The following is an 11,956-nucleotide window of genomic DNA, read 5'->3' on the forward strand; positions in this document are numbered from 1 at the left end:
CGCGGGAAAGCCTAAGGGCTTATAGGATTTGCAGGAATCCGGATTTCGGTGTTAGATTCTTTTGTGAACCGGTTGCATTTCGGAATGAGATCAGCCATACCACTTATAAGAATTGGTACTATAAGAGCTAGGGAGCCGTAAATGCCAGGACCTTCCACGACATCGTCGACGACACAGAAAACGCCGCAGAAGACGCCTTGGGGCGCCGTGCTGTTGTTCTGCCTGCTGTTCGCCATATTCGGCTTCGTGACCTGGCTGAACGGCCCGCTGATCACCTTCTCGAAACTCGCCTTCTCCCTGAGCGATGTCGAAGCCTTCCTGGTGCCGTCGGTCTTCTATCTCTCGTACTTCTTCCTGGCCCTGCCCTCGGCCTTCATCCTGAAGAAGACCGGCATGAAGGGCGGCATGGCCCTGGGCCTTTTGGTCATGGCCGTGGGCGCCGCCTGCTTCGGGCAGTTCGCCTCGATGCGCATGTTCCCGCCGACGCTGGTGTCGCTGTTCCTGATCGGCGCCGGCCTGTCGCTGCTGCAGACCGCGTCCAATCCCTATATATCGGTCCTCGGCCCCATCGAATCGGGCGCCCAGCGCATCGCGCTGCTCGGCATCTTCAACAAGCTGGCCGGCGCCTGCGCACCGTTCGTCATTGGCGCGCTGATCCTGAAGGGCATCGGCGAGATGCAGGCCAAGGTCGATGCCGCCGCCAACACCGCCGCTCGCGAAGCCATCCTCAACGGCCTGGCCGAACGCATCCATATTCCATACCTGGCCATGGGCGCCTTCCTGGCCGTCATCGCGGTCTTCGTCTACAAGTCGCCCCTGCCCAATATCGGCGACGACGCCAACCCCGGCAGCGGCAAGAGCTTCGCCCAGGCTATCCCGCAGATGCTGTTCGGCTTCCTGGCCATCTTCTTCTATGTCGGCGTCGAGGTCATGGCGGGTGACGCGGTCGGCACCTATGGCCGCATGTTCGACCTGCCGGTCAGCCAGACCATCTTCTTCACCAGCTTCACCATGGTCACCATGTTGGTCGGCTATGTCTGCGGCCTGATCGCCATCCCGCGCTTCATCAGCCAGGAACGCTACCTGGTTCTCTCGGCGGTGCTCGGCATCCTGCTCAGCATCGGCGCCTTCCTGACCAAGGGCTACACCTCGGTCGCCTTCGTCTGGGCCCTGGGCTTCGCCAACGCCATGATGTGGCCGGCCATCTTCCCGCTCGGTATCCGCGGCCTTGGCAAGCATACCGAAATGGGCGCGGCCTTCCTGGTCATGGGTATCATCGGCGGCGCGGTCATCCCGCAGCTGTTCGCCCACCTGAAGGAAACCTTCAACTTCCAGCTCGTCTTCGTCACCCTGATGGTGCCGTCCTACGCCTATATCCTGCTGTTCGGCGCCTTTGCCGGCCGCGGCCGGCCCAAGGCGGAGCTTGCCGCCGAAAAAGCAGCCGCCGGCACCATCGCATCCGATTTCTAATACCCCGCAGCGGATTTCGCCTATGTCCCCCGTGCTTATTGCCGATAAAGCGCCCTCCCTCTTCGCCGGTGTCGACGGCGGCGGTACCCGCTGCCGCGTGCGGCTCCGCGACGCCTCGGGCGCCCTGCTCGGCGAAGGCGAAGGCGGCCCGGCCAATATCCGCCTCGGCCTCAACCTTGTCTGGGCGAATATCCTGAGCGCGCTCGACAAGGCCCTGTCCCAGGCCGGCCGCGCCAGCACCTCGTGGGACGAGATCAGCATCGGCCTGGGCCTGGCCGGCATCGCCGACGCCAGCGACGTCGACCGGACCCTTCGCGCCGGACCGCGTTTCGCCCGTGCCGACGCCTCGACCGACGCCCATACCGCCTGCCTCGGCGCCTTCTCAGGCCGGGACGGCGGCCTGCTGATCGCCGGCACGGGCAGCGCCGGCTATGCCTGGGTCGGTGGCAAGGGCTATCCGCTCGGCGGCTGGGGCTTCGAGGTCTGCGACGACGGTTCGGCCGCCAGCCTCGGCCGCGAGGCCATCCGCGCCGCCCTGCATGGCTGGGACGGGCTGGCGCCGGTCAGCGAATTCACCCGCGCCGTCATCAATCATTTCGGCGGCCATCCGGCAGACATCGTCCACTGGGTCACCACGGCCAAGCCGCGCGACTTCGGCCAGCTGGCACCGCTGACCATGCAGTTCGCCGAGGAAGGCGATGCCGTCGCCGTGTCGCTGGTCGAGCAATCGGCAACCGATCTCGGCCGCTATATCGCCCGCCTGCACGAGATGGGCGCGGAAAAGGTCTGCCTGGTCGGCGGCATGGCGGAACCGCTCGGTCCGTGGCTCAGCCCGTGGACGCACACCATTCTGGCCAAGCCCGAGGCCGACGCCGTCGAAGGCGCCATCCTCATGGCGCACGGCGGGGAAAACGGCATCGGCAACGGCTTTGCGTCCGCGCGGGAGACAGTGTGATGTCAGCCTCCGCACACCGTCGTGACGGGATAGTCTTCGAGGTCGTTACCGATACCATTGACGGCGTGCGCGCCGCTGTGGCCGGCGGCGCCGACCGGATCGAACTGGTCTCGGCGCTGGCGGTCGGCGGCGTCACCCCCTCCCCCGGCTTCATGCGCCAGGCCGCGCGCTGCGGCGTGCCCGTCCGCGCCATGGTCCGCCCGCGCCCCGGCGACTTCTGCTACGACAGCGGCGAGCTCGACATCATGCGCCACGATATCGAGGCGGCGCGCGCCGCCGGCATGGCCGGTGTCGTCTTCGGCGCCAACCTGCCTTCGGGCGAACTCGATCTCCATGCGCTGGGCCGGCTATGCGCCCATGCTTCGGCTCTGGGCCTGGAAACGGCGCTTCATCGCAGCTTCGACCTGGCGCCCGACGCCCTGGAAGCGCTCGACGCCGCCATCAGCCTCGGCATTGCCACCGTCCTGACCTCGGGCGGTGCGGCGACAGCGCGCGAAGGCACGGTGTCCTTGCGCCGCCTCGTCACCTACGCCGCCGGCCGCGTCGAAGTCCTGGCCGGCGTCGGCATCACGGCCGCCAACGTCGCCGATATCGTCGTGTTGGGTGGCGTCGCCAGCGTGCACGCCTCCTGCGCCACGGCGCCCGAAGTCACGGAAGGTCTTGTCGGACGATTGCGCACTCACCAGATGCTTACAGATGCGAACGCTGTTACGGCTGTCCGGTATATACTCGATTCGATAAATAGCCGTCGCGGCGCACAGGACGAAGATCCGGCGCCGAACGATGGGGGAGACAAGCATCATGTCATTTGCTGAAAGCGTCGGCCGGCTGGCCAAGGAAGACCCGGCACCGCTCTACCTGCAACTGCAACGCGTTCTTCGCGACGCGATCCAGAACCGCCAGCTGTTGCAGGACGACGCCATTCCGGCCGAACGCGACCTGGCTGAGGATTTCGACGTGTCGCGCATAACCGTGCGCAAGGCGATCGACGGCCTGGTCACCGAAGGCCTGCTGATGCGCCGCCGTGGCGCCGGCACCTTTGTCGCCAGCCGCGTCGAAAAGAGCTTCTCGAAGCTGTCCTCCTTCTCGGAAGACATGATGTCGCGCGGCCGCAAGCCGCATTCCGAATGGGTGTCCAAGTCGCTGGGCGCCGTGACGCCGGAAGAAGCCCTGTCGCTGGGCCTGTCGCCCGGTGCGCCGGTCTTCCGCTTCCAGCGGATCCGCTACGCCGACGGCCAGACCATGGCGCTGGAGCAGTCGGCCATTCCCGGCTATTGCCTGCCGTCGCTCGACGTGGTCACCACCTCGCTCTACCAGGCGCTGGAAAAGACGGGCCACCGTCCGGTCCGCGCCCTGCAGCGCCTGCGTGCCGTCAATTTCACGCCGGAACAGGCCGACCGCCTTATGGTCAAGCCGGGCGACGCCGGCCTGTTCATCGAACGCCGCGGTTTCCTGGCCGACGGCCGCACCGCCGAATTCACCCAGTCCTGGTACCGCGGCGACGCCTATGACGTTGTCGCCGAGCTCAACGACATCAGCTGATGTCCAAAAAAGTTTAGGAAGATTCCAATGCCCGCCTCTCAGACCGTTATCGCCCCGCCCGAACAGACGCTGATGTTTTCCGAAAGCGCCGAAGGCGGTGATGCGGTCCGCCGTTTTCTCGACCACAATGGCGAGACGCTGAAGCGCCTCGGTGCGTGGCTTCGCGCCAACCCGCCGCGTTCGGTGACAACGTGCGCCCGCGGTTCGTCGGACCACGCCGCGACCTATGGCAAGTATCTGATCGAGACCCTGGTCGGCGTTCCCACCAGTTCGGCGGCGCTTTCGGTATCGTCGATCTATGCCGCACCCGTGGTGGCCGGCGATTCCCTGTGCATCGCCATCTCGCAGTCCGGCCGTTCGCCGGACTTGCTGACCGCCGTCAAGGCGCACAAGGATTCGGGCGCCCACGTCGTGGTCCTGGTCAATGACGAAACCAGTCCCCTGGCGGCACTGGCCGACACGCTTCTGCCGCTCAAGGCCGGCCCGGAAAAGTCGGTCGCCGCCACCAAGTCCTATATCACGTCGCTGGCCGCGCTCGCAGCCATCACCGCGCACTGGGCGGAGGACGCCGAACTGGTCGCCTCGCTGGACGCCCTGCCGCAACAGCTGAAAACCGCCTTCGCCCGCGACTGGTCGGCGGCCCTGTCCGTGCTCAAAGGCGCGCGTAACCTGTTCGTCATCGGACGCGGATATGGCTTTGCGGTCGCCCAGGAAGCGGCGCTCAAGCTCAAGGAGACCTGCGCCCTGCACGCGGAAGCCTTCTCCTCCGCCGAGGTGCGCCACGGCCCCATGGCCATCGTCGACGACGGCTTCCCGATCCTGGCCTTCGCGACCTCGGACACGGCCGGCGACGGCGTGCGCGACGTCGCGGCCGAGTTCGTATCGCGCGGCGCCGCCGTGCTGCTGGCGGCGCCAGAAACGTTTTTTGCGGCGCTCGACGGCGCGGTCCATCTGCCGGCGGACACGGCATCCCCCGCCCTTGAACCGCTGTTGCTAATCCAGAGCTTCTACAAGCTGGCCAACAGCCTGTCGCTGGCGCGCGGCCTCGATCCCGACAGCCCGCCGCACCTCAACAAGGTAACGCAAACCCTCTAGAGCCTGGCCCTGTGACCCAAATGATTACCTTCACCAATGCCCGCATCGTCACGCCGGACGGCGTCGTCAACGGCTCGCTGGTCTGCGACCAGGGCCGGATCGTGCGTGTCGCCGACGGCAAGGCCAAGCCGGAGGGCCAGGTCGTCGATGCCGAGGGCGGTTATCTGCTGCCGGGTTTCATCGATACCCAGGTCAATGGCGGCGGCGGCGTCCTGTTCAACGACGAAACCACGGTCGACGGCATTGCAGCCATCGGCAAGGCGCACCGGACCTATGGCACCACTGGCTATCTACCGACCCTGATCAGCGATGAGCTTGAGGTCATCGATGCCGCCATGCGCGCCGTCGAGGCGGCCATCGAGCAGGGCGTACCGGGCGTCCTGGGCATTCATATCGAAGGCCCGTTCATCAGCAAGGACCGCAAGGGCATTCATAATCCCGAGCTGTTCCGTACGCTCGACGCCGAGTCGAAGGCGTTGCTGAAAAGCCTGAAGCGCGGCAAGACGCTTGTGACCCTGGCGCCGGAACGCTGCACGCCCGACGACATCCGCGAATTGGCCGAAGCCGGCGTGATTATCGCCGCCGGCCACACCAACGCCACCTATGCGCAAATGGTCGAAGGGCTGGATGCCGGCGTGACCGGCTTCACGCATCTGTTCAACGCCATGTCGCCCATGCTGCACCGCGCCCCGGGCGTGGTCGGCGCCGCGCTCGAAAGCCGGACGGCCTGGTGCGGGCTGATCATGGACGGCCACCATGTCGACTGGCCGGTGCTGCGCGTGGCCCTGCATACGCGCCCGGCAGATCGCTACATGCTGGTCACCGACGCCATGCCGACCGTGGGCTCGAAGACCAAGACCTTCACGCTGAACGGCCAGGCGATCCACGTCGAAAACGGTGTCTGCGTCGGTCCCGACGGCACGCTGGCGGGCTCGGACCTTGATATGGCGACCGCGGTCAAATATTGCGTGGAGCATGCGCACGCCTCGATCGGCGACGCCGCCATCATGGCCGCGCACGCGCCGGCGGCCTTCCTGGGCCTGCAAGCCGAGCGCGGCTCGCTGGTCGCGGGCCAGCGCGCCGACATCGTCTGGCTGGACGACGGTCTCAATATCAAGGGAACGTTTATCGGCGCGGGCACGGAAACCACCGCCCTGCCACTAAGTGCCTGACCCACAATTCCAACGGCGGCGGAATACCGCAGCTATTACGCGATGATATCCGGGCGGATCTTGTCTTCGATGGTCGAGATCTTGTCCCGGACCGCCAGCTTCTTGCGCTTCAGGCGCGCAATCAGGATCTGGTCGGGCATGGGCACGGCTTCGAGCGCGTGAATCGATTCGTCGAGGTCCTTGTGCTCCTGGCGCAGGACCGCCGCCTGGGTGCGCAGCGCGACCACCTCGGCGCTGATCGGCAGTTCGCGGACCGTGGGTTCCAGATCGTCGGCCTGGGCCGCGTCGGGAACCAGGTTCAACAGCGGCTCGCCGTCGCTGCGTTGCGCGACCCGTCTTTCCACATCCCCCTGAGCCACATCCTTGTCGGTCTTCACCAGATGAAGGCCTTCACCGCGCAATGTCCGGATGTTGCTGTCGTCGTGCATGGAAAGACGACTCCTTCGGGGCTAAAGGGCTGATCGGGAAAGACAAAGACGGCCGAAGCCGCCCTTAGGATCGTCCTATTATAGCGCAAAATTTCCCCTACCGGAAGGCTTTGCGCACGCCGTCAGACGCTTTCCTGCAAAAGCTCGCCGAGGCGGGCCAGAACCTCCACGGGAACACGGCCGCCCCAGGCCGCCGAAACCGTCAGTAGAGCCGGCAGGACGGGCCTCCCCGCCACGCGGCCGGGCGTCAAGGCCTCCAGCCCGGCCATCAGCGCCTGTTCCGCCGCCAGTTCGGTCGCCTTGACGCGTTCGCGCAGCGGCAGGCGGGCGTTGTCGTCGTCACGGCTGACCGGGGTCTTCAACCGCCGCCGGACCGCGCGCAGGGGCTCGATGATCTCAAGCCAGCTTCGCGCCTGCGCGGCGGCTTCCACGGCGACCTGACTGGACGTCTCCCCGCTCCAGGCCGCCCACAGCAACAAGGGCACGCACTGGCCGTGGGCGTCCTGCAGGCGCAGGCAGGCTTCCGCCACGCCGGGCCGTTCATAGACGGCGATCGCCCAGTCCCAGAAGTCAGTCATCTTGACCCAGGCCGATGTCCTCGCCCCATCGCGTCATGCCCGTGTCGATGTCGAAGAGGTCAAGTGCGCGCGCCACGGACTGGTCGATCACGTCGTCGAGACTTTGCGGCCGGGTGTAGAAGGCCGGCATGGGCGGGGCGACGACAGCGCCCATCTCGGTCACCGCCGCCAGGGTGCGCAGATGGCCGAGATGCAGCGGGCTTTCGCGCACCATCAGCACCAGCCGACGCCGCTCCTTCAGACACACGTCGGCGGCGCGGCTGATCAGCGACGAGGTCACACCGGTGGCGATCTCGCTCAGCGACTTGATCGAGCACGGCGCGACCAGCATGCCCAGCGTCCTGAACGAGCCTGACGCGATGGCCGCTCCGATGTCGGCGGGTTTGTAGACGACGTCGGCCAGGGCGTGGACGTCGGCCAGCGAGCGGTCGGTTTCGGCGCTCAGCGACAGGCCGGCGGCCTTCGATACGACCAGATGCGACTCGATGCCGGCGGTCCGCAGACGCTCAAGCGCGCGGATACCGTATATGGCGCCCGAAGCGCCGCTGATGGCCACGATTAAACGCGGCTTTACTGAATTTTTATCACTCATGATCGTTCCGGGAACGGACAAAATATCTTAACGGCAAGGCAACCAAAAATCTCCCGTTTCCGTGATCCTGATGAAACGGAATGTGACTCCACATTCTCCCCTTACGGGTGTTCCATAGGTCTGCCGGGCGCAGTGCCCGGGAGAGAACCGGAGATATCCGATATGACCATTGAAGCGAGAGTTCGCGAACTCGACCAACGTCATCAATCCCTCAAAACGCTCATCGCCCGCGAGGAACGCGCGCCGTCCGTAGACTCTCTATACTTAAGCGAGCTCAAGCGAAAGAAGCTTAAGCTCAAGGAAGAAATCGAAAGGATCAAGTCGGTCATGCGACAGGAAGTCTGCGAGCCGACGCTGCAGTGACATTCAGCGGATTTAATCCGATGGCCGGCGCCTGAACGGAGCGCCGTCGGGTTCAAAAAACCCCCGGAAGCTGGGCTTCCGGGGGTTTTTTCATCCCATCTTGACCGTGCGGATCGAGAACTGCGACACCAGCTTGGACACGCCGGGCATGGTCGACAAGACATCGCGGTGGACGTCCTCATAGGACAGGCTTTCGCGCAGGACGATCTTGAGCAGATAATCGGCTTCACCCGACATCAGGTGGCATTCCTCGATCGCCGCGCACTGGACGGCGGCGCGCTCGAATTTTTCGAAGGTCTCGCGGCGCTGGTCCTGAAGCGTCACGTGGACGAAGACCGTGCCCTGCTTGCCCTGGACGTTTTCGGCGATGACGGCGCGGTAGCCGGTAATGACACCCTTCTGCTCCAGGATCTTGACGCGGCGGTGCGCCGCCGAGGGCGACAGGCCGACCGCCTCACCCAGCTCCGCCGAGGTGGCGCGCGCATTGGTGCGCAGGGTCCGGATCAGTTCGCGGTCGAAAGAGTCCAGATCGGAAAATTTATCGCTGTTCGGCATATTTTGAAAATATATCCAACGCAGCGCCGTGGCAATGCCATACTTTTCGAAAATTTACCGCAGATAGTGGGATATAATTGATTTCAAATGCAACCGGCCGCCGGTTGGGCGAGCCCGTATATCCTGCAAGGAGTACCGCCATGAAGATCAGCGTGCCCAGGGAAATCAAGAACCACGAATACCGCGTCGGCCTTGTCCCGCATTCCGTCGCCGAGCTGACGCATCGCGGCCATGAGGTCTTCGTCGAAAGCCGGGCCGGTGCCGAAATCGGCTTTTCAGACGACGACTATATCGCCGCCGGCGCGAAAATCCTCGCTACCGCCGAAGAGACGTTTGCGGCCGGCGACCTGATCGTAAAGGTCAAGGAGCCGCAACTGCACGAATGCGCGCGATTGAAGCCCAACCAGACCCTCTTCACCTATCTCCATCTCGCCGCCGATAAGCCGCAGGCCGAAGCCTTGATGGCGTCGGGCGCGACGTGCATCGCTTATGAGACCGTCACCGAACCGCAGGGCGGCCTGCCCCTGCTGCGCCCCATGTCCGAAGTCGCGGGCCGTATCTCGGTCCATGTCGGTGCCACCTACCTGCACAAGGCCTTCGGCGGCCGTGGTGTCCTGCTCGGCGGCGTGCCGGGTGTTGCGCCCGGGAAGGTCGTCATCCTGGGTGGCGGCGTCGCCGGTATCAATGCCGCGCAGATGGCTGTCGGCCTGCACGCCGACGTCACCGTGTTCGACGTCAATCCGCACCGCCTGATCGAGATCGACACCGCGTACGGCGGCCGCGTCAAGACCGCCTATTCGTCGAAGGGCGCCATTGCCGACGCCCTTAAGGACGCCGACCTGGTCATCGGCTCCGTGCTGATCCCCGGCGCCGCCGCGCCCAAGCTGGTGACGCGCGACATGCTGAAGACGATGAAACCCGGAACAGTCCTGGTCGACATCGCCATCGACCAGGGCGGCTGCTTCGAAACAAGCCACGCGACCACGCACCAGGAGCCGATCTATCTGGTCGACGGCATCGTCCATTATTGCGTCGCCAACATGCCGGGCGCCGTTGCGCGCACCTCGACGCTCGCACTCAACAACGCCACCCTGCCCTACGTCGTGAAGATGGCGACCATGGGTGTGTCGGCGGCCCTGGCCGCCGATCCGCATCTGCGCGCCGGACTCAATGTCTGTGCCGGCAAGATCACCTACAAGGCCGTCGCCGAGGCCCTGCATCTCGCCTTCGCAGCGTAGTCCGCCCCGATTACGCTGCGACCGAAGCCGCCCGGGCGCCCCCTTCCCGGGCGGCTTTTTCGATCTGTTATGTTATTATCTTCCAACAGGTTGATTTCGCTAAATTTCTTTGTCCCTCTATCGCGCTGCGGCAAAAAAGCTTAAATCGGCGTCATGGCGCACGAAAAGCACGATCACCGGCATGATCACAAACATGACCATGGGCACGACCATGCTCATGACCATGGGCATCACCATCATAATCACGGCCACGGGCATGATCATGGTCACAGCCATGGACACGGGCATCACGGCCACCACCATCACGCCCCGACTGACTTCGGTGCGCGATTCCTGATCGCAGCCGCGGTCAATGCCGCCTTTATCGTCGCCGAAGTCTTCTACGGTTTCCGCGCCAACTCGCTGGCCCTGCTGGCCGACGCCGGCCATAATTTCTCGGACGCCATCGGCCTCCTCATGGCGTGGGGCGCCTGGGCGCTGGCCAAGGCCGCGCCGAAGCCCGCCTTTACCTACGGCTATCGTGGCGCCTCGATCATGGCGGCCCTGTTCAACGCCATCCTGCTGCTGATCGCCATCGGCGGCATCGTCTTCGAAGCCATCGACCGCTTTACGCACCTTCAGGCGGTGCAGGGTACCACCGTCATGTGGGTCGCTGCCGCCGGCATCGCCGTCAACGGCTTTACCGCCATGCTGTTCGCGCAAGGCCAAAGCGACCTCAATATCAAGGCGGCTTTCGCCCACCTGGCCGCCGACGCCGTAGTGTCCGCGGGCGTGGTTATCGCCGGTCTTGTCATGACGTGGACGCACTGGCTGTGGCTTGACCCGGCGCTCAGCCTCATCGTGTCCGCCGTCATCGTCTGGGGCACCTGGGGGCTCCTGCGCGATTCCAGCCGCCTGGCGCTGCAAGGCGTTCCGGCGGGCATCGACCACGAGGGCGTCAAGGCCTACCTATGCGCCCAGCCGGGCGTCGACGGCCTGCACGACCTGCATATCTGGGGCATGAGCACCACCGAAGTCGCCATGACGGCGCACCTTGTCATGCCCGCCGGCCATCCCGGCGACGGCTTCCTGCATGCGTTGACCGAAACGCTGGAAAGCCGCTTCAAGATCGGCCACGCCACGATCCAGATCGAACTCGGCGACGGTCCGCAGCCGTGCGAATTGATTCCGGACAGCGTCGTCTAAAATCCCTTTCCGTTACTTTACGTTCACGTAAAGTGATTGGCGGCTACGCGCAGGCACGCGTATAAGGGCGCGATACCCCCCTATTTTCGCGTGCCGCCCATGACCCTCAGCGATCTCAAAAAGCACTATCCGACCCTGGCCGAGCGCTATGCCGACCTGGTCGTGCATATTGTCGGCCTGGCCCTGGCCCTGTTCGCGGGCGGCGTCGCCCTGGGCCTTGCCATCCACTACGGGCTGGCGGGCCGCATCGCCTCGGTCATCGTCTATGCGCTGGGTTTCGCCGCCATGCTGTCGTTTTCCATGGCGTACAATTTCGCGCGCCCGCGCTGGCAACCCTTCCTGCGTCGCCTCGACCACGCCGGCATCTTCCTGATGATCGCAGCCTCCTATACGCCCTTCACCACCCAGGCGCTGACCGGCGGCTGGGCCTATGGCATGAGCATAGCGGTATGGAGCCTTGCCGGCATCGGCATCCTGGCCAAGCTGCTCCTGCCCGGCCTCGGCAAATGGTTCTGGGTGCCACTCTATCTGGTCCTCGGCTGGCTGATCGTCATCGCCATCAAGCCGATGCTCAACGACGTTCACCCCGCCGCCATGATCCTGCTAGCCGCCGGCGGTGTCGTCTATTCGATCGGCACCATCTTCTACATGATGAAGCGGCTGAAATTCCGCCGCGCCATCTGGCACGGGCACGTCCTGGCCGGCGCCTTTACGCACTACGCGGCGGTTCTGGTCGGGGTGGTCCTGGTGGCCGCCAAATAGGCTGTTTCCCTTTACTTTTAG

15 protein-coding genes are annotated in these 11,956 nt (G+C 64.8%); 10 read left to right on the forward strand and 5 right to left on the reverse strand.

Annotated elements, in window-relative coordinates:
* Window positions 1-141: 141 nt before the first annotated feature.
* From AB8717_RS15410 to nagA, 6 genes are read left to right on the forward strand one after another with little or no spacing between them, the layout of a single operon-like run.
* Window positions 142-1,470, forward strand: a complete 1,329-nt coding sequence (locus AB8717_RS15410; RefSeq protein ID WP_443748205.1) for a sugar MFS transporter — start codon at window positions 142-144, stop codon at window positions 1,468-1,470.
* Window positions 1,471-1,492: 22 nt separating this feature from the next.
* A complete protein-coding gene (locus tag AB8717_RS15415; RefSeq protein WP_443748206.1) occupies window positions 1,493-2,425 on the forward strand; it encodes a BadF/BadG/BcrA/BcrD ATPase family protein in 933 nt (310 codons plus the stop codon).
* Complete coding sequence (locus AB8717_RS15420; protein ID WP_443748207.1) at window positions 2,425-3,240, forward strand: copper homeostasis protein CutC; 816 nt, start codon at window positions 2,425-2,427, stop codon at window positions 3,238-3,240. Before AB8717_RS15415 ends, AB8717_RS15420 begins: the two co-directional genes overlap by 1 nt.
* Window positions 3,227-3,967 (forward strand): GntR family transcriptional regulator, encoded by a 741-nt coding sequence (locus tag AB8717_RS15425; RefSeq protein ID WP_443748208.1) that lies wholly within the window; start codon window positions 3,227-3,229, stop codon window positions 3,965-3,967. Before AB8717_RS15420 ends, AB8717_RS15425 begins: the two co-directional genes overlap by 14 nt.
* A 27-nt stretch (window positions 3,968-3,994) precedes the next feature.
* Window positions 3,995-5,062, forward strand: a complete 1,068-nt coding sequence (locus AB8717_RS15430) for an SIS domain-containing protein (RefSeq protein ID WP_443748209.1) — start codon at window positions 3,995-3,997, stop codon at window positions 5,060-5,062.
* Window positions 5,063-5,082: 20 nt separating this feature from the next.
* Window positions 5,083-6,234 (forward strand): N-acetylglucosamine-6-phosphate deacetylase, encoded by a 1,152-nt coding sequence (nagA, locus tag AB8717_RS15435; protein ID WP_443750900.1) that lies wholly within the window; start codon window positions 5,083-5,085, stop codon window positions 6,232-6,234.
* A gap of 35 nt (window positions 6,235-6,269) precedes the next feature.
* Here the strand turns inward: nagA and AB8717_RS15440 are convergent, their stop codons facing one another.
* The 3 genes from AB8717_RS15440 to AB8717_RS15450 form a co-directional block, all read right to left on the reverse strand.
* Complete coding sequence (locus AB8717_RS15440; RefSeq protein WP_443748210.1) at window positions 6,270-6,662, reverse strand: YdcH family protein; 393 nt, start codon at window positions 6,660-6,662, stop codon at window positions 6,270-6,272.
* A gap of 122 nt (window positions 6,663-6,784) precedes the next feature.
* Entirely contained in the window at window positions 6,785-7,240 is a 456-nt protein-coding gene (locus AB8717_RS15445; RefSeq protein WP_443748211.1) for a TIGR02444 family protein, read from the reverse strand.
* On the reverse strand, window positions 7,233-7,832 hold the full coding sequence (locus AB8717_RS15450; protein WP_443748212.1) for a UbiX family flavin prenyltransferase: 600 nt from the start codon (window positions 7,830-7,832) through the stop codon (window positions 7,233-7,235). The genes AB8717_RS15445 and AB8717_RS15450 overlap by 8 nt, the downstream gene beginning before the upstream one ends.
* A gap of 162 nt (window positions 7,833-7,994) precedes the next feature.
* Here AB8717_RS15450 and AB8717_RS15455 point away from each other — a divergent pair, with 162 nt between their 5' ends.
* The gene (locus AB8717_RS15455; RefSeq protein WP_443748213.1) at window positions 7,995-8,195 is read left to right on the forward strand and encodes a DUF465 domain-containing protein; all 201 of its coding nucleotides are present in this window, start codon (window positions 7,995-7,997) and stop codon (window positions 8,193-8,195) included.
* 90 nt (window positions 8,196-8,285) lie between these two features.
* Here the strand turns inward: AB8717_RS15455 and AB8717_RS15460 are convergent, their stop codons facing one another.
* Window positions 8,286-8,750, reverse strand: coding sequence for an Lrp/AsnC family transcriptional regulator (locus tag AB8717_RS15460; protein ID WP_443748214.1), 465 nt, complete (start codon window positions 8,748-8,750; stop codon window positions 8,286-8,288).
* 140 nt (window positions 8,751-8,890) lie between these two features.
* Here AB8717_RS15460 and ald point away from each other — a divergent pair, with 140 nt between their 5' ends.
* The gene (gene ald / locus AB8717_RS15465) at window positions 8,891-9,988 is read left to right on the forward strand and encodes an alanine dehydrogenase (RefSeq protein ID WP_443748215.1); all 1,098 of its coding nucleotides are present in this window, start codon (window positions 8,891-8,893) and stop codon (window positions 9,986-9,988) included.
* A 117-nt stretch (window positions 9,989-10,105) separates the two neighbouring features.
* Here the strand turns inward: ald and AB8717_RS15470 are convergent, their stop codons facing one another.
* A complete protein-coding gene (locus AB8717_RS15470; RefSeq protein ID WP_443750927.1) occupies window positions 10,106-10,417 on the reverse strand; it encodes a hypothetical protein in 312 nt (103 codons plus the stop codon).
* Between AB8717_RS15470 and AB8717_RS15475 the strand changes: the two genes are divergently transcribed.
* Both AB8717_RS15475 and trhA read left to right on the forward strand, forming a co-directional pair.
* On the forward strand, window positions 10,352-11,173 hold the full coding sequence (locus AB8717_RS15475) for a cation diffusion facilitator family transporter (RefSeq protein ID WP_443750901.1): 822 nt from the start codon (window positions 10,352-10,354) through the stop codon (window positions 11,171-11,173). The two genes, AB8717_RS15470 and AB8717_RS15475, sit on opposite strands and share 66 nt — an antisense overlap.
* Before the next feature lie 99 nt (window positions 11,174-11,272).
* Window positions 11,273-11,935, forward strand: coding sequence for a PAQR family membrane homeostasis protein TrhA (trhA, locus tag AB8717_RS15480; protein WP_443748216.1), 663 nt, complete (start codon window positions 11,273-11,275; stop codon window positions 11,933-11,935).
* The last annotated feature ends 21 nt before the right edge of the window (window positions 11,936-11,956 follow it).

Origin of the sequence: Asticcacaulis solisilvae (assembly GCF_052327315.1) — a bacterium.
In the GTDB taxonomy this organism is placed as follows: Bacteria; Pseudomonadota; Alphaproteobacteria; order Caulobacterales; family Caulobacteraceae; genus Asticcacaulis; species Asticcacaulis solisilvae_B.